This is a genomic window from Pseudomonas sp. H1_F01 (assembly GCF_054681425.1).
In genome coordinates, this window is record NZ_CP162823.1 from 5,099,397 (window position 1) to 5,125,039 (window position 25,643).

General features: G+C 62.3%; 14 protein-coding genes. 8 read left to right on the forward strand and 6 right to left on the reverse strand.

Annotated elements, in window-relative coordinates:
• Window positions 1–64 precede the first annotated feature (64 nt).
• Window positions 65–9,370 (reverse strand): retention module-containing protein, encoded by a 9,306-nt coding sequence (locus AB4O09_RS22985; protein WP_460107539.1) that lies wholly within the window; start codon window positions 9,368–9,370, stop codon window positions 65–67.
• Window positions 9,371–9,825: 455 nt separating this feature from the next.
• Between AB4O09_RS22985 and AB4O09_RS22990 the strand changes: the two genes are divergently transcribed.
• The 3 genes from AB4O09_RS22990 to AB4O09_RS23000 all read left to right on the forward strand — a co-directional run bounded on the left by AB4O09_RS22990 (window position 9,826) and on the right by AB4O09_RS23000 (window position 14,957).
• A complete protein-coding gene (locus AB4O09_RS22990) occupies window positions 9,826–11,184 on the forward strand; it encodes a TolC family outer membrane protein (protein WP_003198989.1) in 1,359 nt (452 codons plus the stop codon).
• 30 nt (window positions 11,185–11,214) lie between these two features.
• Entirely contained in the window at window positions 11,215–13,374 is a 2,160-nt protein-coding gene (locus tag AB4O09_RS22995; RefSeq protein WP_028237341.1) for a type I secretion system permease/ATPase, read from the forward strand.
• A gap of 218 nt (window positions 13,375–13,592) precedes the next feature.
• The gene (locus tag AB4O09_RS23000) at window positions 13,593–14,957 is read left to right on the forward strand and encodes an HlyD family type I secretion periplasmic adaptor subunit (RefSeq protein WP_003198985.1); all 1,365 of its coding nucleotides are present in this window, start codon (window positions 13,593–13,595) and stop codon (window positions 14,955–14,957) included.
• 149 nt (window positions 14,958–15,106) lie between these two features.
• On the opposite strand, the gene AB4O09_RS23005 is transcribed toward AB4O09_RS23000, so the two are convergent.
• Window positions 15,107–15,703: a tRNA-uridine aminocarboxypropyltransferase gene (locus AB4O09_RS23005; RefSeq protein ID WP_003198983.1), complete on the reverse strand. Its 597-nt coding sequence runs from the start codon at window positions 15,701–15,703 to the stop codon at window positions 15,107–15,109.
• Window positions 15,704–15,705: 2 nt separating this feature from the next.
• Window positions 15,706–16,599 carry a LysR family transcriptional regulator gene (locus AB4O09_RS23010; protein ID WP_003184133.1) on the reverse strand — a complete coding sequence of 298 codons (894 nt, stop codon included), beginning with the start codon at window positions 16,597–16,599 and terminating at the stop codon, window positions 15,706–15,708.
• 298 nt (window positions 16,600–16,897) lie between these two features.
• On the opposite strand from AB4O09_RS23010, the gene speB reads away from it, so the two are divergent.
• The 4 genes from speB to AB4O09_RS23030 all read left to right on the forward strand — a co-directional run bounded on the left by speB (window position 16,898) and on the right by AB4O09_RS23030 (window position 21,404).
• The gene (speB, locus tag AB4O09_RS23015; protein ID WP_003198979.1) at window positions 16,898–17,848 is read left to right on the forward strand and encodes an agmatinase; all 951 of its coding nucleotides are present in this window, start codon (window positions 16,898–16,900) and stop codon (window positions 17,846–17,848) included.
• A 9-nt stretch (window positions 17,849–17,857) separates the two neighbouring features.
• Window positions 17,858–18,265: a YybH family protein gene (locus AB4O09_RS23020; RefSeq protein ID WP_043042754.1), complete on the forward strand. Its 408-nt coding sequence runs from the start codon at window positions 17,858–17,860 to the stop codon at window positions 18,263–18,265.
• A 49-nt stretch (window positions 18,266–18,314) separates the two neighbouring features.
• Window positions 18,315–19,829, forward strand: a complete 1,515-nt coding sequence (locus tag AB4O09_RS23025; RefSeq protein ID WP_460108442.1) for a purine-cytosine permease family protein — start codon at window positions 18,315–18,317, stop codon at window positions 19,827–19,829.
• A 186-nt stretch (window positions 19,830–20,015) separates the two neighbouring features.
• Window positions 20,016–21,404 (forward strand): sodium:solute symporter family protein, encoded by a 1,389-nt coding sequence (locus tag AB4O09_RS23030; RefSeq protein WP_027911617.1) that lies wholly within the window; start codon window positions 20,016–20,018, stop codon window positions 21,402–21,404.
• 207 nt (window positions 21,405–21,611) lie between these two features.
• Here the strand turns inward: AB4O09_RS23030 and AB4O09_RS23035 are convergent, their stop codons facing one another.
• Both AB4O09_RS23035 and ptrR read right to left on the reverse strand, forming a co-directional pair.
• Window positions 21,612–21,740: a PA1414 family protein gene (locus AB4O09_RS23035; RefSeq protein ID WP_003198971.1), complete on the reverse strand. Its 129-nt coding sequence runs from the start codon at window positions 21,738–21,740 to the stop codon at window positions 21,612–21,614.
• A gap of 139 nt (window positions 21,741–21,879) precedes the next feature.
• Window positions 21,880–22,773, reverse strand: coding sequence for a putrescine utilization regulator PtrR (ptrR, locus tag AB4O09_RS23040; protein ID WP_003198970.1), 894 nt, complete (start codon window positions 22,771–22,773; stop codon window positions 21,880–21,882).
• Window positions 22,774–22,876: 103 nt separating this feature from the next.
• On the opposite strand from ptrR, the gene AB4O09_RS23045 reads away from it, so the two are divergent.
• Window positions 22,877–24,049, forward strand: a complete 1,173-nt coding sequence (locus AB4O09_RS23045; protein WP_460094621.1) for an MFS transporter — start codon at window positions 22,877–22,879, stop codon at window positions 24,047–24,049.
• Here AB4O09_RS23045 and AB4O09_RS23050 read toward each other — a convergent pair whose 3' ends face one another.
• Complete coding sequence (locus AB4O09_RS23050) at window positions 24,050–25,504, reverse strand: NCS1 family nucleobase:cation symporter-1 (protein ID WP_013692513.1); 1,455 nt, start codon at window positions 25,502–25,504, stop codon at window positions 24,050–24,052. It lies immediately after the preceding gene.
• Window positions 25,505–25,643 lie beyond the last annotated feature (139 nt).

Genomic DNA, 25,643 nt, shown 5'->3' on the forward strand with positions numbered 1-25,643 from the left:
GCCACAAAAGCAAAACCCGTCATGTCCAGACTGGACATGACGGGTTTTGTCGTTTCAGCTCACCTCACACCGTGTCCACCTTCAAAGAATGATCGTTGAGCATTCCGTTGATGATGGTCGCCGTATCCGCCCCGCCCGCGATCATCCCGTCTACGCCGGGCGTGACGCCGTAATGACTGGCGAGGTTGACGCCCGCCAGATCGATGGTCTGGTTCGGCGTGGCACCGGCAATGGCACTGACGTCGATGCTGGTGATGACCGACCCTCCGCTGCCGCTGATGGTGAAGTGCAGGTAATCGTCCAGTGACGCGGTGCTGCCGTTCTCCCCTTGCAACAGCTGGGACAGATCGAGTTTGTCGACGCCGGGCGAGAAGTCCGTGATCACGTCGTGGCCGCTGTTGCCTGCCTGCCATTGGAAGGTATCGGCACCGCTGCCGCCAGTGAGCGTGTTGTTGCCCAGGCCGCCGATCAGCAGGTCATCGCCGCCACCGCCGTTGAGCACGTCATGGCCCAATCCACCGTTGATGCGGTTGCTGGCGCCGTCACCGGTGAGGGTATCGTTGAAGTTCGAACCGACCAGGTTTTCGATGCCTGTCAGGGTATCGGTGCCAGCGCCCACGGTGTTCTGCGCCGCCAACAGTCCCAGGTTCACCGTGACCCCGGCGCTCGCGTGGGCATAGCTCGCAGTGTCGTTGCCCGTACCGCCATCGAGCAGGTCGTTGCCCGCGCCGCTGTAGAGCAGGTCATTGCCTGCCCCGCCGTGCAGGGTGTTGTTGCCCGAGCCTGCGCTGAGGATGTCGTTGCCGTCGCCCGCATTGAGGATGTTGTCGCCGTTACCAGCCAACAGCACATCGTCCCCGGTGGTGCCCGTCAGGGTATGGCCCGCCTGGTAGCTGATGTCCACCGCAGCACTGTCGCTACCGCCATGGTTGTCGCTGGCGGTGTAGCTGCCGTGGTAATCCGGGGTGCTGTCCTGGGCGCCGGCGTAGTTGACGGTCATGGTCAGTTGATAGTTTTCCGCAGCGTTGGAATTACCGCCGCCGGGATTGGGGATGTTGGTGACGTGGATCTGGTAGTTGCCATCCGCCGCCGCAGTGAACGAGGCGCCGTCGCTGATCGCAATGAACGGCCCACCGTTGAGAGAATACTCAAGGGTGATATGCCCACCCGCCAGGTTATGGTCCAGCGTCAGGGTTTCACCCTGCTTGAGGCTGATGTTGAGGCGGTCCTCATCGTTGGCATTATTGTTGGAAACCGCACCCAGCGCGCCACTGACCACCAGCACCGCCGTCATGGTCGCGGCATTGGCGACGAAGGCGCTGCGATTGAGGTTGATCGACTGCACGTTGTTACCGGTGAAACTGACCGTGCCGGTGCTGCCAGTGAAATCCCCACCTTTGGCGGTCCAACCGGTATTGAAACTGGTGGGTGATGCGGTGAGCGGATCGCCGTTGACGTCGCTGTCGTTGCCCAGCAGCAATTCGCCCGGTACCACGATGTTGCCTGACAGCACGTTGGTGATGATGTTGTCGTCCATCGCCACGGGTGGGCTGTTGGGCACGACTTTGACCACCAGGCTGGAGCTGGCCAGGTCGCCATCGTTGTCACTGATGGTGTAGCCGATGTTTTCGGTGATCAATGTGCTGGTGGCGGTCTGGGAGGTGTAGCTGAACGCACCGGTATCAAGGTTGACCACCAGGGTACCGTCATGGGCGGTGGCGATGCTCAGTGTGTTGGTGGTTGTATTGAAGCTGCCGTGGTTGACCCCGCCACTGGCGCTCAGTGCACCGTGGCCACCGTTGGCCGCCGGGTCGTAGCTGTACGTGGTGCCATCGACCACCAGGCTTTTGACAAACCCGCCATCGGCGCCGAACGAACCGCCTTCGCCCAGCAGGTTGCCGGTAACCGGCGCGCCTTGCACCGTGCCGGAGAGCACCGAATTGAGCTGGTTCAGATCGGTGACCACCACGGCGTTGGTGTTGGTATGAGCGCTGCCGTCGTAGGCCAGCGGGTCGAGGTAGTCGTTACTGACACCGTCGCCCAGGCCAATGGCGTAGTTCTTGATGCCATTGGCATCGAGGAAGGCTTTCCACGCCGCCTCGTCTGCCGTGCCGGTTTCCAGGCCAGAATTGGGCTTGCCGTCCGAGAAGAAGTAGCCGATGTTCTGCGCGCCGGTCAGTTGCCCGGACGTGACGAACGCGGTCTTGGCCGTCGCCACTGCCGCGTCGTAGTTGGTCCCGCCGTCCGCTGACAGGCTGGAGAGAAGCGACTTGGCGGTCGCCACGTCGACCCACACCGAAGTCTGGTCGGTGGCACTGCTGCTGAACGTCACGAGCTGGACTTTCACATCCCCCAGGTCATCGTATTTATCGAGCAAGGCGCTGATCGCCTGTTTCGCCAAATCCAGCCGCGAAAGCCCCGGCACACCGGAGTCATCGGCCATGCTGCCGGACACGTCGAGCACGATCAGCAGGTTCGAATCGATCTCCACCGCGGTGACCGAACGCTCGGACGCAACGGCCTTCGGTACATCATCGACGATGCTGACCACCAGACTGCCGGTGGTGCTGTTGCCCAGGGAGTCCGTGGCCTGATAGGTGAAGCTTTCGCTCAGCACGTTCGGGCCATCATTGGCATGGGGCGTGGTGTTGGCTGGTGAGGTCAGGGTGTAGGTGTAGGAACCGTCCGGGTGGAGCAACAACTGGCCGTAGGCGCCGGTGGCGTTGCCCACCAGGGTGAAGGAGACGGCGCCAGTGGCACCGCTGACTGAACCGACCAAGGTGCCACTGGCAGTTTCGCTGGTGGCGCTCGGGTCGCTGCCGGTGACGCTGCCAGGGGCAAGGTCCTGGCCATCCTGGTTCAGGTCGAGGGCTTTTTCATAGACAGTAACGTCGTGGTCGGTTTCTGCGATGAGGCAGCTGTTGTGCACGTCAATGGTGAGGGTGGTGGTGCTCTCATCACCATCGGCATCACGCACGGTGTAGGTGAAGACATCGGTCGCGCCTGCTGCACCGACAGCATCGGGGTTGCTGTGGTAGACGGCGTTGCCGTTAGCGTCCAGGGTCAGGTAGCCGTAGGTGCCGTTGATCTGGTTGTTGAGACCACCGACAGCAGAGGTTGAAGTGTCGTTGCCGGCGCGTACGCCGATCACCATGCCGCCATCCGCGCCAAGTACGTCGTTGTCCAGCACGTTACCGTTGACCGTGCCGCCCTCCACCACCGAGGTGAAATCGGCATGGGCGCTTGGCACGTCGTCGACGATGTCGATGACGATGGTGCTGGTGACGGTGTTGCCCAACGAGTCCGTGGCCTGGTAGGTGAAGCTTTCGCTCAGCACATTCGGGCCATCGTTGGCGTGGGGCGTCGTCGTGGCTGGCGAGGTCAGGGTGTAGGTGTACGAACCATCGGGCTGAAGCGACAGTTGACCGTAGGCACCGTTGGCGTTGCCCACCAGCGCGAAGGTCACTGCGCCAACGGCACCGCTGATCGAGCCGACAAGGCTACCGTTGGCGGTTTCACCAGTGGCGCTCGGGTCACTGCCGATGACGGTGCCGGGGGCCAGGTCCTGGCCATCCTGGGTCAGGTCGAGGGCTTTTTCGTAGACGCTGACTTCGTGGTCCGACGTGGCAACGAGGCAGATATCGTGGACATCAATGGTGATGGTGGTGGTGCTTTCATCACCGTCGGCATCACGCACGGTGTAGGTGAAGACATCGGTCGCACCCGGGGCGCTGACGGTGTTCGGGTTGCTGTGGTAGACGGCGTTGCCATTGGCGTCCAGGGTCAGGTAGCCGTAGGTGCCGTTGATCTGGGTGTTCAGGCCGCCGACGGCAGGGTTCGAGGTGTCGTTGCCGGCGCGCACGCCGATCACCATGCCGCCATCCGCGCCAAGTACGTCGTTGTCCAGCACGTTACCGTTGACCGTGCCGCCCTCCACCACCGAGGTGAAATCGGCATGGGCGCTTGGCACGTCGTCGACGATGTCGATGACGATGGTGCTGGTGACGGTGTTGCCCAACGAGTCCGTGGCCTGGTAGGTGAAGCTTTCGCTCAACACATTCGGGCCATCGTTGGCGTGAGGCGTCGTCGTGGCTGGCGAGGTCAGGGTGTAGGTGTAGGAGCCGTCGGGCTGAAGCGACAGTTGACCGTAGGCACCGTTGGCGTTGCCCACCAGCGCGAAGGTCACTGCGCCAACGGCACCGCTGATCGAGCCGACAAGGCTGCCACTGGCGGTTTCGCTGGTGGCGCTCGGGGCGCTGCCGGTGACAGTGCCGGGGGCCAGGTCCTGGCCGTCCTGGTTCAGGTCAAGGGCTTTTTCGTAGACGCTGATTTCGTGGTCGGGGGTGGCGACGAGGCAGATATCGTGGACATCAATGGTGATGGTGGTGGTGCTTTCATCACCGTCGGCATCACGCACGGTGTAGGTGAAGACATCGGTCGCACCCGGGGCGCTGACGGTGTTCGGGTTGCTGTGGTAGACGGCGTTGCCATTGGCGTCCAGGGTCAGGTAGCCGTAGGTGCCGTTGATCTGGGTGTTCAAGCCGCCAATCGCCGGAGTCGAGGTGTCGTTGCCTGCACGCACACCGATCACGGCACCACTCGCAGCCGGTCCGTCGGCACCACCTTCATCGTTGTTCAGGACGTTGCCACTGACCGTCCCACCTTCATCCACCGAGGCAGAGTCGGCATGAGCGGTCGGCAGGTCATCAACGATATTCACGTCCAGGTTGCCGTTGGCGGTGGTGCCGTTGTCGTCGGTGACAACCACTGCGAACTGTTCGCTGAGGCTATTGGCGCCGTTGGCGTTTGGATGGGCTTCGTTGTCCAGCAAGGAGTAGCTGTAGCTGACCACGCCCGTGGTGGCGTTGTAGCCAGTGATGGTCAACGTATTGCCGAGTGCGGTGGTAATCGACTGTGGGAAACCGGCTGCCACGCCACCCGTCACCACATTGATGCCGCCAACACTCAAGGTTTGCACACCGTCCAACGCAGTCACGGTGAACGTGCCGCTTTGAGTCAGCGCCGGTGCATCCGGGCTGCTGCCATCGCTGAGGTTTTTCTCCTGGACCGTCAGCTCACCGCCGTCGGTGTCGAGGCCGGTGATGATCACTGGGTCATCGTTGTTGTGTACTTGCAGCACCAGGTTCGCGGTGCTGGTATCACCGTCGGCATCGGTCAGGGTGTAGGTGAAGGTTTCGCTGCCATCGCCACCACCGTGCAGGCCCTTGAAGTCGGCATCGGCGGTGTTGAGGGTGTAGGTGTAGGAGCCGTCGGCATTGAGCACCAGGGTGCCGTAAGTACCGGTGAAAGTGCCGGGGGTGATTGGGCCGGAGGCCACATGGTCCGCACCTTGAGTATCGTTGGTCAGCACGCTGCCGGTCAGGGTCAGGTGGGTTTCCGAAGCCGTGCTGGCGTTGCTGTCGTCCACGGATTTAGGCAAGTCATCGACGATGTTCACGTCCAGATTACCGTTCGCGGTGGTGCCGTTGTCGTCAGTGGCGACTACAGCAAATTGTTCGCTAACGCTGTTGGCGCCGTTGGCGTTTGGATGGGTTTCATTGTCCAGCAAGGTGTAGCTGTAGCTGACCACGCCCGTGGCGGCGTTGTAGCCAGTGATGGTCAGCGTATTGCCGAGTGCGGTGGTAATCGATTGTGGGAAACCGGCTGCCACGCCACCCGTCACCACATTGATGCCGCCAACACTCAAGGTTTGCACACCGTCCAACGCAGTCACGGTGAACGTGCCGCTTTGAGTCAGCGCCGGTGCATCCGGGCTGCTGCCGTCGCTGAGGTTTTTCTCCTGCAATGACAGCTCGCCACCCTCAGCATTCAGGCCCACCAACACCACTGGATCGTCGTTGTTGTGCACCTGCAGCACCAAATTCGCGGTGCTGGTATCGCCGTCGGCATCGGTCAGGGTGTAGGTGAAGGTTTCGCTGCCATCGCCACCACCGTGCAGGCCCTTGAAGTCGGCATCGGCGGTGTTGAGGGTGTAGGTGTAGGAACCGTCGGCATTGAGCACCAGGGTGCCGTAAGTACCGGTGAAAGTGCCGGGGGTGATTGGGCCGGAGGCCACATGGTCCGCACCTTGGGTGTCGTTGGTCAGCACGCTGCCGGTCAGGGTCAGATGGGTTTCCGAGGCTGTACTGGCGTTGCTGTCATCCACGGCTTTAGGCAAGTCGTCGACGATGTTCACGTCCAGGTTGCCGTTGGCGGTGGTGCCGTTATCGTCGGTGGCGACCACTGCGAACTGTTCGCTAACGCTGTTGGCGCCGTTGGCGTTTGGATGGGCTTCGTTATCCAGCAAGGTGTAGCTGTAGCTGACCACCCCAGTCGCAGCGTTGAAACCGGTGATAGTCAGGGTGTTGCCCAGCGCGGTGGTAATCGACTGTGGGAAACCGGCTGCCACGCCACCCGTCACCACATTGATGCCGCCAACACTCAAGGTTTGCACACCGTCCAACGCAGTCACGGTGAACGTGCCGCTTTGAGTCAGCGCCGGTGCATCCGGGCTGCTGCCATCGCTGAGGTTTTTCTCCTGGACCGTCAGCTCACCGCCGTCGGTGTCGAGGCCGGTGATGATCACTGGGTCATCGTTGTTGTGTACTTGCAGCACCAGGTTCGCGGTGCTGGTATCACCGTCGGCATCGGTCAGGGTGTAGGTGAAGGTTTCGCTGCCATCGCCACCACCGTGCAGGCCCTTGAAGTCGGCATCGGCGGTGTTGAGGGTGTAGGTGTAGGAGCCGTCGGCATTGAGCACCAGGGTGCCGTAAGTACCGGTGAAAGTGCCGGGGGTGATTGGGCCGGAGGCCACATGGTCCGCACCTTGAGTATCGTTGGTCAGCACGCTGCCGGTCAGGGTCAGGTGGGTTTCCGAAGCCGTGCTGGCGTTGCTGTCGTCCACGGATTTAGGCAAGTCATCGACGATGTTCACGTCCAGATTACCGTTCGCGGTGGTGCCGTTGTCGTCAGTGGCGACTACAGCAAATTGTTCGCTAACGCTGTTGGCGCCGTTGGCGTTTGGATGGGTTTCATTGTCCAGCAAGGTGTAGCTGTAGCTGACCACGCCCGTGGCGGCGTTGTAGCCAGTGATGGTCAGCGTATTGCCGAGTGCGGTGGTAATCGATTGTGGGAAACCGGCTGCCACGCCACCCGTCACCACATTGATGCCGCCAACACTCAAGGTTTGCACACCGTCCAACGCAGTCACGGTGAACGTGCCGCTTTGAGTCAGCGCCGGTGCATCCGGGCTGCTGCCGTCGCTGAGGTTTTTCTCCTGGACCGTCAGCTCACCGCCGTCGGTGTCGAGGCCGGTGATGATCACTGGATCATCGTTGTTGTGTACTTGCAGCACCAGGTTTGCAGTGCTGGTGTCGCCGTCGGCATCGGTCAGGGTGTAGGTGAAGGTTTCGCTGCCATCGCCACCACCGTGCAGGCCCTTGAAGTCGGCATCGGCGGTGTTGAGGGTGTAGGTGTAGGAACCGTCGGCATTGAGCACCAGGGTGCCGTAAGTACCGGTGAAAGTGCCGGGGGTGATTGGGCCGGACGCCACATGGTCCGCACCTTGAGTATCGTTGGTCAGCACGCTGCCGGTCAGGGTCAGATTGGTTTCCGAGGCTGTACTGGCGTTGCTGTCATCCACGGCTTTAGGCAAGTCGTCGACGATGTTCACGTCCAGGTTGCCGTTGGCGGTGGTGCCGTTATCGTCGGTGGCGACCACTGCGAACTGTTCGCTAACGCTGTTGGCGCCGTTGGCGTTTGGATGGGCTTCGTTATCCAGCAAGGTGTAGCTGTAGCTGACCACCCCAGTCGCAGCGTTGAAACCGGTGATAGTCAGGGTGTTGCCCAGCGCGGTGGTAATCGACTGTGGGAAACCGGCTGCCACGCCACCCGTCACCACATTGATGCCGCCAACACTCAAGGTTTGCACACCGTCCAACGCAGTCACGGTGAACGTGCCGCTCTGGGTCAGCGCCGGTGCATCCGGACTGCTGCCGTCGCTGAGGTTTTTCTCCTGCAATGACAGCTCGCCACCCTCAGCATTCAGGCCCACCAACACCACTGGATCGTCGTTGTTGTGCACCTGCAGCACCAAATTCGCGGTGCTGGTATCGCCGTCGGCATCGGTCAGCGTGTAGGTGAACGTCTCGGTGCCACTGCCCCCGCCATGCAACGCGACGAATTGCGGGTCGCTGGTGTTCAGGGTGTAGGTGTACGTGCCGTTGGGGTTGAGCACCAGGGTGCCGTAGGTGCCGGTGAACGTGCCGCCAATGATCGGCCCGCTATCGGGACCGGTGGGAATCCGGTCGGCGCCCTGATGGTCGTTGGGCAATACGTTGCCGGTGAGGCTAACCAGGGTTTCCGACGCCGTGTTGGCGTGGCTGTCGTCGATCGCCTGGGGCACGTCATCGGTAATGTTGACGTCCAGGGTGCCAGTGGCCGTGTCACCATCGGTGTCGACGGCCACCACCGGGAACTGCTCGGTGATGCTGTTGGCACCACCACCGGCAGGATGGGTTTCATTGTCCGTCAGGGTGTAGCTGTAGCTGACCACCCCCGTGGCCGGGTCATAGCCGGTGATGGTCAACGTGTTGCCCAGCGCCGAAGTGATGGTTTGGGGGAAGCCCGCGGGCACACCGCCGGTGATCACGTTGATGCCGCCGATGCTCAGGCTGGTCAGCCCGTCAGGCGCGGAAACCGTGAAAGTGCCATTTTGCACCAGCGCCCCCGGATTGCTGGCCGAACCATCGGCCAGATTGGCTTCGTTGATGGTCAGTTCGCCGCCCTCGACATCGACCCCGTCGAGGGTCACCGGGTTATCCGGTGTCACCGGCGGCACGGTTGCATTGTCGCCCGTGTTATCCGGATCACCGGCCAGGCGCAGCTGTGGAAACTCGGGAATCCCATTGAACCCGGCCGTCGGAAAACCGATCTGCGGATCGACCTCCCCACCGACTTCTTCCAGCAGCACAAAACTGTGCCCGCCGCCCACGCCCCCCGGGTTGCCACCCTCGGGGCCGGCGGCCGTGGCTTCACCGGTCTGGGTCGGGTCGGCACCGGCAGCGATGGCTTGCTGCAGCTTTTGCACATCGGTCAGTTGCGCATTACTCGGTGTCGCCGCGTCAGGCGTATCGACATGAGGCGCATGGTTGGCGAGCAACTGCGGGGTCAGGGTCAGGTCGCTTCCGCGACCCAGGGTCAATGACTGGCCGTTCTGCAGATGAACCGCCACGGCCCCTTCGGCACCGGTGACCAGGTGTTCGCCGGCATAAAGCCGATCGCCTTCGACCAGAGGCCGCCGCAGGCCACCGGCCGCTTCTGCGAAAACTTGCCCGACCACTTTGCTGACGATACCGATGAGCGCTGCCATGTGCATTTCCTCCGTTGCCGACCGCAATCGGCACCTGTCTGAGTGAAGAATCCGTCCTCAGGTTTGGCGATCCAAAAAGCTGGAAAATCTGCCAGCTTTCGTGAAAGAAGAAGGTGCTAGCAATTCGCCAAAACGACAAAAAACCGTCACCAAAAACCACCTCACAGATCGCCCTTTCGACATTTCTTCACATTGCTTAAAAATCTGCATGGAACTTTTATTGACGCCTAAAAGCCGTCAGAACCCGCAGATTCAAAGGCTTTCGCTTTGAACAATGTGCCGGTTTTTTTCAAGTACATAAGTTTTTTTCGGCATAAGTCTTATGAGAAATTCTTCTTAGGTTTTGCTCAGGATGTTCTTAGCTGTGTTGTTACAAGGTTGAAACGGTTTTGATCTTAAACACGTCAATATTTTGGCGACAAGCGAAGCACTACGGACCTCAGGAGATGCACCCCATGCGCGTTCTAACCCCCCTCTGCAGCGCGGTTTTGCTGGCCATGGCCTGCTCCTCTCAGGCGCAGGCCATGTCCTTGACCGAAGCGATCCAGAGCACCATTGCCACTCACCCTGAGCTGGCACAACGGGTGGACAGCCGTCTGTCGGCCAATGAAGACGTCAAGGTCGCCCGAGGGGGCTTTTTCCCGTCGGTGGATTTGAATGCCGGTTACGGTCGTGGCTATAGCGACAACACCAACACCCGGGCCTTGGGCAATCACCACACCAATATCCTGACCTACACCCAATCGGAGCTGCGCCTGCGACAGATGATCTTCGACGGGTTCAACACCGCCAATGAAGTGGAACGCACCCAGGGCGTGGTCAACTCCCGGGCCTATTACGCCCAGGGCACCGCCCAGGATCTGGCGCTGCGCACCATCGAGGTCTACCTGGAAGTGCTCAAGCGTCGCGAACTGGTGACCCTGGCCAAGAACAACCTGCAAGCGCACCTGCGGGTCAACGACCAGATCGGCCTGCGCACCCAGCGCGGGGTGGGCAGTACGGCCGACTCCGACCAGTCCAACGCCCGTCGGGCCCTGGCGGAAAACAACTACGACACCGCCCAGGTCGACCTGGCCGACGCCGAGACGAACTTCTACAGCGTGGTCGGGCGCATGCCCGATGAACTGGAAACGCCGCCCTCGACCAAAGGCGAACTGCCTGCCGACCTGCGCGAAGCCCAGCAAAGCATGGTGGATAACAACCCGTACCTGAAATCGGCCCAGGCCGACATACAGTCCGCCGAGAGCCAGTACGAAGTGGCGAAGTCGCCGTTCTACCCGCGCTTCGACGCCGAGGCGGCGGTGGGCGCCAATAACAACATCGGTGGTGAAGAAGGCCACGACAACAACTGGCGGGTCGGCGTGGTGATGAACTACAACCTGTTCCGCGGTGGCAGCGACAAGGCGCGGCTGGCGTCCAATGCTCACCAGATCAACCAGGCCATGGATATCCGCAACAATGCCCTGCGCCAGCTCAACGAAGACACGCGCCTGGCCTGGAACGCGATGCTCAACGCCCGTAAACAGACCCCCACCGCCCGCGAATACGCCGAAACCACTTCCCGCGTGCGCGCCGCCTACCAGGATCAGTTCGGTCTCGGCCAGCGGACCTTGCTCGACGTGCTCGACAGCGAAAACGAGCTGTACAACGCCAACCGTCGCTACACCGAGGTGCGCTACACCGAGGAGTACTCGATGTACCGGGTACTGGCGAACATGGGCCTGCTGCTGCACAAACAACGGATCGTGCTACCGGCCGATGCGGTCGCGCAGACCGAAGTCAAGAACCAGGCTCGGCTGCCGGAACTGAAGTAGCCCCCTCCAAAAAAAATGGGAGCGAACAATGTGACCAGCATGGAACCCGCAACCCTTGGCGCCGATCCGCGCCTGAATTTCGATGATCCCTTGCTGGACGGTCTGTTGATCCTCTGCAAACTCCATGGTGCGACGGTCAGCCGCGCCAGCCTCAGCGCCGGGCTTCCTATGGCGCACCAACGCTTGAGCCTGGACCTGCTGCCACGCGCAGCGGCCCGGGCAAGCTTGCAGGCGCGACTGTTGCGTCGTGAGCTGGCGGATATCTCGCCCCTGAACCTGCCAGTGATGCTGATCCTGGCGGGGGGCCGCTGTGCGGTACTCAGGCGCTGGGGCGAGGATGGCAAGGCGCTGATCCTGCCCAGCGAAGCCGACGGCGGCGAGCAGTGGGTCAGCCGCGAGGAACTGAACCTCGACTACAGTGGCCAGGCCTTGTTCGCCCGGCCGCGCCATGAACTCGAAGACCTGCGCGCGCCCCTGGTGCCGCGGGTCGAGGCGTGGTTTCGCGACACCTTGAAACTGTCGCGCTGGCTGTACAGCGACGCGATCCTGGCGAGTTTCCTGATTAACCTGCTGGGCCTGATGGTGCCGCTGTTCGTCATGCAGACCTACGACCGCGTGGTGCCGAACCAGGCCACGTCGACCTTGTGGGTGCTGGCCGTGGGGTTGTTGATCGGCACCGGCTTCGAACTGGTGTTACGAGTAGTGCGCGCCCATCTGCTGGACACCGCCGGCAAGAAAACCGACGTGATTCTCTCCGCCACCCTGTTCGAGCGCATCACCGGCATGGCGATGAAGGCCAAGCCAGTGACCATCGGCGGCTTCGCCCAGAGCATCCACGACTTCCAGGGCCTGCGCGAATTCCTCACGGCAGTGACCCTCACCAGCCTGATCGACCTGCCCTTCGCCCTGCTGATGCTGGTGGTGATCGGCCTGCTGGGTGGCTGGCTGGTGGTGATTCCGGTGGTGGCGTTTCCAATCACCATTGTCTTCGCAATGATCATCCAGGCGCGCCTGCGCGACACCGTGGAAAAAAGCCTGGCCCTGGGCGCCCAGCGCCAGGCACTGCTGATCGAAACCCTCGGCGGCCTGGAAACCCTCAAGGCCTGCAGCGCCGAGAGCGAGCGCCAGCATCAGTGGGAAAGCACCCACGGCGCCCTCACCCGCCTGGACAGCCATGCGCGCAATCTGTCGGCACTGGCGACCAACGGCACGTTGTTCCTGCAACAACTGGCGGGCATGGCGACCATCGTCGCCGGGGTCTACAGCATCATCGCCGGCAACCTCAGCGTCGGCGCGCTGGTGGCGACCTACATGCTCGGCAGCCGAGTACTGGCGCCGCTGGGGCAGATCGCCGGGCTGATCACCCGTTACCAGCAAGCCCAGCTCACCATGCGCAGCACCGATGCCTTGATGGCGCTGCCCCAGGAACGCGATGCCAAACAACGGCCGTTGGATCGCACCCAGTTGCAGGGCGCGCTGGACGTCAGTGGCGTGACCTTCCACTACAACGGCCAGAGCACTCCGGCGCTGGCCAATATCAGCTTCAGCCTCAAGCCCGGCGAACGGGTCGGGATCATCGGCCGCAGTGGCTCGGGCAAGAGCACCCTGGCGCGCCTGGTGATGGGTTTCTACGCGCCGGAGGAAGGCCAGTTGCTGCTCGACGGCCTGGACCTGCGGCAACTGGACGTCGCCGACCTGCGCCAACAGATCGGCTACGTCGCCCATGACCTGCCGCTGCTGGCCGGTAGCCTGCGGGACAATCTCACCTTGGGCGCCCGCTACATCAGCGACGCGCGCATGCTGGAAGTGGCGGAACTGACCGGTGTCACCGAACTGGCGCGCCAACATCCCCAAGGTTTCGACCGCCCGGTGGGCGAGCGCGGGCAACTGCTCTCCGGCGGCCAACGCCAGGCCGTGCTACTGGCCCGGGCCTTGCTGCTCGACCCGCCGATCCTGCTGCTGGACGAACCCACCAGCGCCATGGACAACAGCAGCGAAGACGTCTTGCGGCAAAAGCTGCATACCCATGTACAGGGCAAGACCGTGCTGCTGGTCACCCACCGCACCTCGATGCTGAGCCTGGTGGACCGCCTGGTGGTGCTGGATAACGGCCGGATCGTGGCCGATGGCCCGAAAGAGGCGGTGATCGATGCGCTGCGCAAGGGCCGGGTGGGCTCCGCGGCGGTATAGAAACAACACCGCAACCTGTGGGAGCAAGGTTTGTGTGGGAACAGGTTTGTGTGGGAGCAAGGCTTGCCCGCGATGAAGCCGATGCGGTCTCACTGGAACCGAGGCGCCTGTATCGCGGGCAAGCCTTGCTCCCACAAAAGCCTTGCTCCCACAGATAACCCTCTCAAGCCACAGGTATGTGTTTGGCTTTATTTTCTCTCACTGACGGGTACCGCCCCATGTCTGCTCAAACACCGGATTCAGCCGCCCGAAGCTACTTCGGCAGTTTCAGCAAAAGCGCCGAAAGCGAGTTCATGCCGGAAACCGCTGGCGCCACGCTGCAGGATTCGCCCCGCCGCTCGCGCGTTACCGTGTGGCTGGCCGCCGGGTTGATCATCACTGGGCTGGTGTGGGCGAAGTTCGCGGTGTTGCAGGAAGTCACCACCGGCGAAGGCAAGGCGATTCCGTCGAGCAAGATCCAGGTGATCCAGAACCTGGAGGGCGGCATCGTCACTGAGATTTTCGTCCGTGAAGGCCAGATGGTGAACAAGGGCGACACCCTGCTGCGCCTGGACGACACGCGTTTCCTGTCGAACAAGGGCGAGAGCGAGGCCGACCGCTATGCCTTGACCGCCCAGGTCGAGCGCCTGTCGGCCGAGGCCGAGGGCCGGCCGTTCAAGCTTTCAACCGAGGTGATCGCCAAGGCCCCGCAAGTGGCCGAGGACGAGCGTTCACTGTACGAACAACGGCAACGGCGCCTGGCCAGCGAACAACGCACCCTGACCGAACAGCTGCGGCAGAAGACTCAGGAACTGGCAGAGTTTCGCTCCAAGCAAGGCCAGTTCAGCTCCGCCCTGGCCTTGCTGCAAGAAGAAATGAATATGTCCGCCCCGCTGGTGCGCACCGGGGCGGTATCACCGGTGGAGATCCTGCGGCTCAAACGCAGCGCGGTGGAAATCCGCGGTTCGCTCAACGCCACCACCCTGGCCATTCCCCGGGCGGAATCGGCGATCAACGAGATCAAAAGCAAGATCGACGAATCGGAGCAGACCTTTCGCTCCGAGGCAGCCAAGGACCTCAACGAGAAGCGCACCGAACTGTCGAAAATCACCGCCTCGAGCATCGCCATCGACGACCGCGTGACCCGCACCACCGTAGTCTCGCCGGTGCATGGGGTGATCAAGCAACTGAAGGTCAACACCATCGGCGGTGTGGTGCAGCCAGGTAACGACATGGTGGAAATCGTGCCCCTGGAAGACAACCTGCTGATCGAAGCCAAGGTCCGCCCTCAGGACGTGGCGTTCCTGCACCCGGGCCAGAAAGCCATGGTCAAATTCAGCGCCTACGACTACACGATCTATGGCGGGCTGAGCGCCAAACTCGAACTGATCGGCGCCGACACCATTACCGACGACAAGGGCAACAGCTTCTACCTGATCCAGGTGCGCACCGACAAAAACCACTTGGGCGGGGATACCAAACCGTTGCTGATCATTCCGGGGATGGTGGCGACGGTGGACATCATTACCGGGGAGAAAAGTGTCCTGGATTACTTGCTAAAACCGGTGTTGAAGGCGCGGACCGAGGCAATGCGCGAGCGGTAGGTTCCAGCTGGGCTCTTCTCTGGTCATGAGGCAGCCATCGCGAGCAAGCTCGCTCCCACATTGGATCTGTGGCGACCACAAATCTTGTGTGCACTGAAGATCAACTGTGGGAGCGAGCTTGCTCGCGATGGCGTCAGCGAGGACAACCATTATTTCCCAGCATGGTTACGCCGAAAAACCTCCTCCCCCATCGCCGCAATCTGCCCCTCGATCAACGCCTCGAACGGCCTCAGCAATCCCTCGAAGCTCGCCGGCGCCTCAAGCACCTGCAACGCCTGGACAATCGCTTCCACCGTCGACAACGCTCCCGGCCCCGGTGCCTTGCGCAAACGATAACGAGACACCCCGCCCTCGGCCAACGTCACCCTCGGCAACGCCGCCAGCAGCGGGTTGAGGTGCAGCAGCTTGCGCGCCTTGCGCCAGGTGCCGTCGGGCACGACCAGCAGCAACGGCTCATCGCAGGGCGCATAGGCTTGCAGCGGTCGCGCATCGTCAGCCGGAAACAACAACTGCGCCTGATAACCCGGCTGATTGAGCAACCTGGGCAAATCCTCGAACACCTCGCCCACGATCAGTTCAGCGTTGTTAAGCCCCAACGCCGCCAAGCGGGCGGTGTTCAAGGCATGGTTCACTTCGCTGGGATGCTGCAACAGCAAGACGCGGGTGCGGCTGTCGAGGCTGGGGATCAACGGGCACAGACAGTGGCTTTGCGGTCGTTGACAGCGCGGGCATTGAGTTCTGGACATGATCAGGCCTGATTCAGTTGAGCTTTGAGCAAATCGCGGAAGGTCTGGATCAGCGGCTCGCGGCTGCGGCCACGGCGCACGATCATCGAAAACGGCGCCTGATAGCCGAAGGTCGCCGGCAGCAGCACGCGCAAGTCGCCCTTGTCGACCCAAGCCTGGGCGTAGTGTTCAGGCAGGTAACCGACGTAGGCCCCGGACAACACCAGGATCAACTGCGCCTCCATGCTCTCCACCGTCGCCGCGCTGTGCTTGAAGCCATGGCGAGCCAGTTCGGCCTGGCTCCAGTAACCGCGCCCGACCATGCGCTGCTGGGTGATGACCTGCTCGGGGATGCGCCGCTCGTTGAACAACGGGTGACGGTTGCTGCAATACAACCAGTGCTGCTCACGGTACAGCGGCATGTAGACCAGCCCGCTCATGCGCGTGGAAAACGCACCGATGGCCAGGTCCAGGCGGTTGTCCTGTACACCGAGTTGCAACTCGTAAGGGCTCATGACCGACAGGTGCAAATGCACCGCCGGATGCTCCTGGCTGTAGGCACCGATGGCTTCGGCGAATGGCAAGGCCTTATCGCTGACGGTGGAGTCGATCACCCCCAGGTTCAAGGTGCCGCGCAGCTCCCCCTTGAGCGCGGCGGCGTACTGCTCGAACCCTTCGAGCTCGCCCAACAGGCGCAAGGTTTCCTGATGGAACAACTCGCCCTTGCTGGTCAGGCTGAACCCGCCCCGGCCGCGATGACACAACACCAGGCCCAGGGCCGACTCAAGCTGGCTCATGTAGGTGCTGATGGCCGACGTGGACAGGTTGAGCTCGTGTTGAGCGTTGGCGAAACCCTGGTGCCGGACCACGCTGACGAAAATGCGCAGCAGTTTCAGGTCGGGTAGAGCGTTGGCCATTGGGGGTGTCTCCATACAGACGGGTCACTGCAAACTTTGTGGCGAGGGGATTTATCTGCGGGAGCAAAGCTTGCTCGCGATACAGGCGCCTCGGTTCTAGAGGAAACCGCATGAACTTCATCGCGGGCAAGCCTTGCTCCCACAGTGTTGCTTCAACAGATCAATCGCGAGTCTATCGCCCCACCCCGCATTAGTTTAGAAAAATCTGAACTAAGTATTTGCCCCCAGCGATTCTTCCCATCCCAGGCTTTTCGCAGAATCGGCCCCTGATAAATAAAACAACGATGAGGCCCTACCCGTGGACAAGATTCTTCACCAACCACTGGGCGGCAACGAAATGCCGCGCTTCGGCGGCATCGCCACCATGATGCGACTCCCCCATTTGCAAACCGCTGCCGGCCTGGACGCTGCGTTCGTTGGCGTGCCGCTGGACATCGGCACCTCCCTGCGCGCCGGCACCCGTTTCGGGCCGCGGGAGATCCGCGCCGAATCGGTGATGATCCGCCCCTACAACATGGCCACTGGCGCCGCGCCGTTCGACTCGCTGTCGGTGGCCGACATCGGCGACGTGCCGATCAACACCTTCAACCTGCTGGACGCGGTGCGGATCATCGAGGAGTCGTACCACAAGATCCTCGAACACAACGTCATCCCCCTGACCCTGGGTGGCGACCACACCATCACCCTGCCAATCCTGCGGGCCATCCACAAGAAACACGGCAAGGTCGGCCTGGTGCACATCGACGCCCACGCCGATGTGAACGACCACATGTTCGGCGAGAAGATCGCCCACGGCACCACCTTCCGCCGCGCCGTGGAAGAAGGCCTGCTCGATTGCGACCGCGTGGTGCAGATCGGCCTGCGGGCCCAGGGTTACACCGCCGATGATTTCAACTGGAGCCGCAACCAGGGTTTCCGCGTGGTCCAGGCCGAAGAGTGCTGGCACAAATCCCTCGCCCCGCTGATGGCCGAAGTGCGTGAAAAAGTCGGCGGCGGCCCGGTGTACCTGAGCTTTGATATCGACGGCATCGACCCGGCCTGGGCCCCTGGTACCGGCACCCCGGAAATCGGCGGCCTGACCACCATCCAGGCGATCGAAATCGTCCGTGGCTGCCAGGGCCTCGACCTGGTCGGTTGCGATCTGGTAGAAGTCTCGCCGCCGTACGACACCACCGGCAACACCTCGCTGCTGGGCGCCAACCTGCTGTACGAGATGCTCTGCGTACTGCCTGGCGTGGTTCATCGCTGAGGTGCGCCCATGAGCGAACAGGACCAGGTGCTCCAGGCCGCCGCAAATTTGGTGTCGGCCTTCGCCCGCAATGACCGCGACGCCTACTTCGGCGCGTTCACCACCGATGCGAGTTTCGTGTTCTACACCCTCGAACAGCCCCTGCTATCGCGCGATGCCTACCAGGCGTTGTGGGATCGCTGGCGGTCCGAGGATGGCTTCGAGGTGCTCAATTGCACCTCGAGCAACGCCTTCGTCAGCCTGCAAGGGGACGTGGCGATTTTCATCCATGACGTGGCCACCGAGTTGCGCATGCAAGGGGAGCTTCACTTTAGCCAGGAGCGCGAAACCATTGTGTTTCGCCAAGAACAACAAGGCCTATGGCTGGCCTGCCACGAACATTTGTCCGCAATGCCGGAAGGGCTGCCAATCCCTTAGCAACAGGTGACGCCCGCACACGACGGGCGCGCCTTTATGATCGGAGCAGATCATGCATAACAATAACGACAACAGCCTTACGCAAATTGAAACCTTCGGGGTCGAACAGATCCCGGACCACGAACGAACCGCCGGCCCAAGCGACCTGTTTCGCCTGATCTTCGGCGGCGCCAACACCTTCGCCACCGCCGTGCTCGGCAGTTTCCCAGTGCTGTTCGGCCTGTCATTCCAGGCCGGGGTCTGGGCCATTGTGCTGGGCGTCCTGGTGGGTTCGATCATCCTTGCGCCCATGGGCCTGTTCGGCCCGCTCAACGGTACCAACAACGCGGTGTCTTCCGGTGCGCACTTCGGCGTGCACGGGCGAATCGTCGGCTCGTTCCTCTCGTTGCTGACCGCCATCGCGTTCTTCTCGCTGTCGGTGTGGAGTTCGGGGGACGCGTTGATCGGCGGCGCCAAGCGGCTGATCGGCGTGCCAGAGACCGACCTGAGCCTGGGCCTGGCCTACGGCCTGTTCGCCCTGCTGGTCTTGACGGTGTGCATCTACGGCTTCCGCTTCATGCTGTGGGTCAATCGCATCGCCGTATGGGCCGCCAGCCTGCTGTTTTTGCTGGGCATCCTGGCTTTCGCACCGACCTTCGACAGCCAGTTCGCCGGCACCGTCAGCCTCGGCCAGCCGGGCTTCTGGGTGGCGTTCATCGGCGCGGCGCTGGTAGCCATGAGCAACCCGATTTCCTTCGGTGCGTTCCTGGGTGACTGGTCGCGCTACATCCCTCGCAACACGCCCAAGCGCCGCATCATGCTGGCCGTGATCGCTGCGCAGCTGGCGACGTTGATCCCGTTCCTGTTCGGCCTCGCCACCGCCACCATCGTGGCGATCAAGGCACCGGACTACATCGCGGCCAACAACTACGTGGGCGGCTTGCTGGCGGTTTCGCCGAGCTGGTTCTTCCTGCCGGTGTGCCTGATCGCGGTGATCGGCGGCATGTCCACCGGCACCACATCGCTGTATGGCACCGGCCTGGACATGTCCAGCGTGTTTCCACGGGTGCTGTCGCGGGTCAAGGCGACGCTGCTGATCGGCGTGCTGTCGATTGCGTTCATCTTCATCGGCCGCTTCGCGGCGAACCTGGTGCAGAGCGTCTCGACCTTCGCCGTGCTGATCATCACCTGCACCACGCCGTGGATGGTGATCATGATCATCGGCCTGCTGGTGCGCCGCGGCTTCTACTGCCCGGATGACCTGCAAGTGTTCACCCGCGGCGAAACCGGCGGACGCTACTGGTTCAGCCACGGCTGGAACTGGCGCGGCCTGGGGGCATGGATCCCCAGCGCGCTGGTTGGGTTGTGCTTCGTCAACCTGCCGGGGCAGTTCGTCGGGCCGCTGGGGGAACTGGCTGGCGGGATCGACATCAGCCTGCCGGTGACCCTGGGCCTGGCCTCGGTGGTGTACCTGGTACTGCTGAGCCTGTTTCCAGAGCCGGCGGCGGTGTATGGGCCAGGGGATCCGCGGAGCAAGGACGCTTCGGTGCCTATCGATAAACCCGCCCTCAGGCAAACCGCCTGATCCGAGCAAACGAAATCCCTGTGTTGCTCGTTCCCACGCACTGCGTAGGAATGCAGCCAGTGACGCTCTGCGTCATGCAGGGACGCGGAGCATCCCGGGCGGCATTTCCACGCAGAGCGTGGGAACGATCAGTGCACTGTTTCGCCCCGACTTCACTACAAAAAAGACAATCGGAGACACGCCACCATGGCTTTGGACTTAATCGTCGTTCTTCTCTACGCCACTGGCATGATCGCCCTCGGCTGGTACGGCATGCGCCGCGCCAAAACCCGTGACGACTACCTGGTCGCCGGGCGCAATCTCGGCCCGGGCTTTTACCTGGGCACCATGGCCGCCACCGTGCTGGGCGGTGCGTCCACCATTGGCACCGTGCGCCTGGGCTACGTCTACGGCATTTCCGGATTCTGGCTGTGCGGCGCCATCGGCCTGGGCATCGTCGGCCTGAGCCTGTTCCTCGCCAAGCCGTTGCTCAAGCTCAAGATCTACACCGTGACCCAGGTGCTGGAGCGCCGCTACAACCCGGCCGCGCGCCAGGCCAGTGCGTTGATCATGCTGGTTTATGCGCTGATGATCGGCGCCACCTCGACCATCGCCATCGGCACCGTGATGCAGGTGCTGTTCGGCTTGCCGTTCTGGGTGTCGATCCTGGTGGGCGGTGGAGTGGTGGTGCTGTATTCCACCATCGGCGGCATGTGGTCGCTGACCCTCACCGACATCGTGCAATTTCTGATCATGACCGTTGGCCTGGTGTTCCTGCTGATGCCGATGTCCATCGTCGATGCCGGCGGCTGGGACGCGATGGTGGCGGCATTGCCAGCCAGCTACTTCGACTTCACCGCGATTGGCTGGGACACCATCCTCACCTACTTCCTGATCTACTTCTTCGGCATCTTCATCGGCCAGGACATCTGGCAGCGGGTGTTCACCGCTCGCAGCGAAGGCGTGGCCAAAGTGGCTGGCACCGCCGCCGGCCTGTACTGCGTGCTGTACGGCCTGGCCGGTGCGTTGATCGGCATGGCGGCCAAGGTGTTGCTGCCGGACCTGGAAAACGTCAACAACGCCTTCGCCAGCATCGTCCAGACCAGCCTGCCCAACGGCATTCGTGGATTGGTGATCGCCGCGGCCCTGGCAGCCTTGATGTCCACCGCTGCGGCAGGCCTGCTCGCCGCGTCCACCACCGTCGTCCAGGACTTGCTGCCCCGTCTGCGCCAGGGCCGTGAAAGCGGCAGCGGCGACGTCCACGAAAACCGCATCGCGACCCTGCTGATGGGGGCGGTGGTCTTGGTGATCGCCCTGGTGGTCAGTGACGTCATCAGCGCCCTGACCCTGGCCTACAACCTGTTGGTGGGCGGCATGCTGATCCCGCTGATCGGTGCCATCTACTGGAAACGCGCCACCACCGCCGGCGCGATCAGCAGCATGTCGCTGGGCTTCCTGACCGCGCTGTTCTTCATGCTCAAGGACGGCCTGGACGCCAACACGCCGATCTACTACAGCCTGAGCGTGGCGCTGGTGAGTTTTGTGCTGGTGAGCTTGTTGTCGCCACGGCCGAGCGTGGTGGCCAAGGTGGTTTGACCGACAACCCTGGGCAATGAGATCCCTGTGGGAGCGAGCTTGCTCGCGATGACGGCGGTACATTCAACATGAATGCATGCCGGTCCACCGCTATCGCGAGCAAGCTCGCTCCCACATTGGTTGTCTTCAGGCATAAAAAAGATCGCAGTTGCGGGCCATCTCGACTGAAATGGTCCGCAACTGCGATCTCTCCAAATCCTGGTGGGTTTACCGGCGGCGCGGTTGGCGGCGGCGTTGCTCGTCATCGGTGCGGATCGGTACCGGTTGCATCGGTGGCTCAATCAGGCCAAGCGCGACACCCAGGTCGTGAAGCCAATTCTGGATTTTCTCTTTCATCGTGGTGCCCCCTCAGGGTGGTACGAGCGGCAAATTACTGTGGCCCCTTCGCACTGATAATAGTCCGATGTTCTACGCAATGCTCGTCTCAGTTTGCAATGATCTGTTACTGAATTGATCCAAATCCACCTCCCGGAGTTCAAGCCGATTGCGCCGTCGTCATGGACGCTCGCGGCCAGGCCTGTTGTTGCAATTCAATCCAAGCGTTGAGGTTGGCCCCGACCATGCCTTTGCGCCACATCAGCCAGGTCGTGGCGCTGGCAAACGGCTCGACCAACGGGTGCACCGCCACCCGCTCGCGGCCCGGCAGGCTGGCGAGCATCGACTCCGACATCAACGCCACCCCGGACCCGGCGATCACACACGCCAGCATCCCTTGGTAAGACTCGATTTCCATCGCCCGGCCCATGGTCGCGTGGTCATGGGCAAACCAGGCCTCCAAGCGCATCCGGTAGGAGCAACCACGCCGGAACGTGAACACAGCGCGGCCCTGCACATCCAGCGCGCTGCGTACCGGCGCATGATCGGCCTCGGTAATCAGCACCAACCGCTCGTCGCACAACGGCACGCCATCGAGCCCCGCCAACTCCAGCGGGCCGTCCACCAACGCCGCGTCGAGCCGATTGGTGAGCAAGCCCTCGAGCAATTCGCCACTCGGCCCGGACTGCACTTGCAGGTTCACCGCCGGATACGCCCGGTGATAAGTCGCCAGCAAGTCCGGCAGATGCGTCGCCGCCGTGCTGTACATCGTGCCCAGCAGGAAGTCCCCGGCCGGTTGCCCGCCCTGCACCGCCGCATGGGCTTCGTCGTGCAAGGCGAACAGCTTGGCCGCATAGTCCAAGAGGACTTTTCCTGCCGGTGACAACTGCAAACGCTGACGCTCACGCAGGAAAAGGTCCACGCCCAGTTGCTCTTCAAGCTGCTTGAGCCGGGTCGAAAGATTCGACGGCACCCGGTGCAGACGCTCGGCGGCCCGGGTGATGGAACCTTCCTCGGCCACGGCCTGGAAAATCCGTAATTGGCTGAACTCCACAACCTTCTCCAAAAAAGAACAAGTTACTCACTATTATTCATTTTTAATGAAAGTCAATCGGTCCTAGCCTGACGGTCATTCGCCTCGACGCTGGAGAACGACCATGTCACCTCTTATTCGCCTGCTCGGCAGTTTCATCGCGCTGATGATGGCCATGGGCATTGGCCGCTTCGCCCTTACGCCCCAGTTACCTCATTTGATCGGCGAAGGTCAGCTCGACTTGACCGCCTCCGGTCTGATTGCCGCCGCCAACTACCTGGGTTATTTCCTCGGTGCGCTGGACGCCATGTTCGCCCGCCGTCCGGAACAGGTGCGGCGACGGTTGCTCGGCGGCCTGTGGCTGTGTGTATTGCTGACCTTGGCCTCGTTCTGGGCCTGGGGTTTCTGGCCACACCTGGCATTGCGCTTTGGCACCGGCGTGGCGAGTGCCTGGGTGCTGGTGATGATCACCGCCCTGAGCCAGCCCTTGGCAGCGGCGGCGGGACGGCCACGGCTCGGCGCCCTGGTATTTGCCGGACCTGGATTGGGGATTTTTCTGACAGGCTTATTGGCTCTGGGCTCAAACCTGCTGGGCCAGACCTCCGCGACTCTGTGGCTGGTGTACGCCGGCGTGGCGCTGGCGATGCTATTGGTGATTTTGCCGATCCTGCCGCAACCCGCCGCGACCGCGACCGTTGCCGCGCCGGTTCCCTCCTCGCCGAACCGTGGCATCGCTCGACTGGGTGTGGTGTACGCCCTGTATGGCGTGGGCTACATCATTCCGGCGACGTTCCTGTCGCAAATGGCCTCGGCGCAGTTCCACGGGCAATGGCTGGCGGACCTGTTCTGGCCCTGCTTCGGCCTGGCCGCCGCCACCGGTGTGTTGCTGGTCAGCCTGCGTCGCCCCAACCCGAACACCACCGGTCGCTGGCTGATCGGTACGCTCTGGCTGCAAGCCGCTGGGGTATTTGCCTGCCTGCTGGGCAGCGGCCCGGGCCTGGCGTTGGGCGTGATCCTGTGTGGCGCGCCGTTCCTGGCCTGCATGCAACTGGTGATGCTGCGCTCCCGGGAACTGGCGCCCCACGCCACCCAGCGCAACGCTGGCCTGTTGACCGCCTGTTTTGCCGTGGGCCAACTCAGCGGGCCGCTGCTGGCGGCGCTGAGCAGCCATTTCAGCGGCGGCCTGCAACCGGCGCTGATCATCGCCGGCAGCGGTCTGCTGCTGGCCGGCGGCCTGTTGCTGCGGCCCGCCAGCCAGGGCGCGGCGAGGCCTTGCGCCCAGACTGCCCTGCGTTGATCAGGCCTGGCCGGCCGGGCTGAGCGATTTGTTCAGCTGCGCGGCCGGCTCGCGGCGCGCCAGAGCGAAATACAACACCCCACCAAGGAAGCAACCGGTAAACCAGGCAAAGTTGGCCATCGGTTGCAGCAGCGGCGTGAAGGTGATCGCCACGCCCATCAACGTGGCCGGAATCAACGCCTTCACCGCGGTCCAGTTGATGCCGCCACTGTAGTAATAACGCCCGCTCGGCCCGTCATTGAACAACGCATCCACGTCGATCTGCTGCTTTTTGATCAGGTAGTAATCCACCAGCAAGATCCCGAACAGCGGACCGATGAACGCCGCCAGCACGTCAAGGGTGTAGTGGATCACTTCAGGGTTATTGAACAGGTTCCACGGCGTGATGAAAATCGAGGCCACCGCCGCGATCATGCCGCCAGCGCGCCAACTGATCTTGCTGGGCGCGACGTTGGCGAAGTCGAACGCCGGGGAGACGAAGTTGGCGACAATGTTGATGCCGATGGTGGCGGTCACAAAGGCAAAGGCGCCCAGTAAGACGGCCACACTGTTGTCGATGCGCGCCACAGTGGCGATCGGGTCATGAAGCATTTCGCCGAACACCGGCAAGGTCCCGGAAACAATCACCACGGTGACCAGGGAGAACGCCAGGAAATTCACCGGCAGCCCCCAGAAATTGCCCCGGCGTACGTCAGACATGCTCCGGCAGTAACGGCTGAAATCGCCGAAGTTCAGGGTCGGACCGGAAAAGTACGACACCACCAACGCCGTCGCCACGATCACCTGGCCAAACGCCTGCCAACCAGACAGGGACTTTTCCGCCAGGGTGAAGCTGATATTGCTCCAACCGGCCTTCCACACGATCCAACCGGCCAACAGGAACATCACGGCATAGACCACCGGTCCGGCCCAGTCGATGAAACGACGGATCGATTCCATACCGGTCCAGAACACCAGCGCCTGGACAAACCACAAGCTGAGGAAACCGAACCAGCCCAGGTAGGACAAACCGGCAAAATGCGGCGTCGCGTAGGCTTCCATCGAAGGAAAAAACCGTAGCACCACAATGATCAGAGCACTGGAAGCCAGGTACGTCTGAATGCCGTACCAGGCCACGGCGATCAAGCCGCGAATGACCGCCGGAATATTCGCCCCGAACACCCCGAACGCCAGCCGACAGATCACCGGATACGGCACCGCCGCCTGCTGGCTCGGCCTGGCGACCAAGTTGGCGATCAACTGCACGATGCAGATCCCGCCGAGCAAGGCAATCAACACCTGCCAGCTCGCCAACCCCAACGCAAACAGACTGGCGGCAAACACATAGCCGCCCACACTGTGCACATCGCTCATCCAGAAGGCGAAGATGTTGTACCAATTCCATTTCTGCGGCAGCGGGCCCAGGTCCTCGTTATAGAGGCGGGGGCTGTAGCCGTTGGGCAATTGCTCGGACATTGCGGGGCTCCTTTGAGTACCGCCGTGCCCCCGCATCGACCTGCTCACCATACTGCGCACGGGAGCCGGCATGGTTTGTATACGCGTTGCTACGCAGAATGCGTGCCATAGCGGCGAAATGTGAGACAAACCGGGGTGT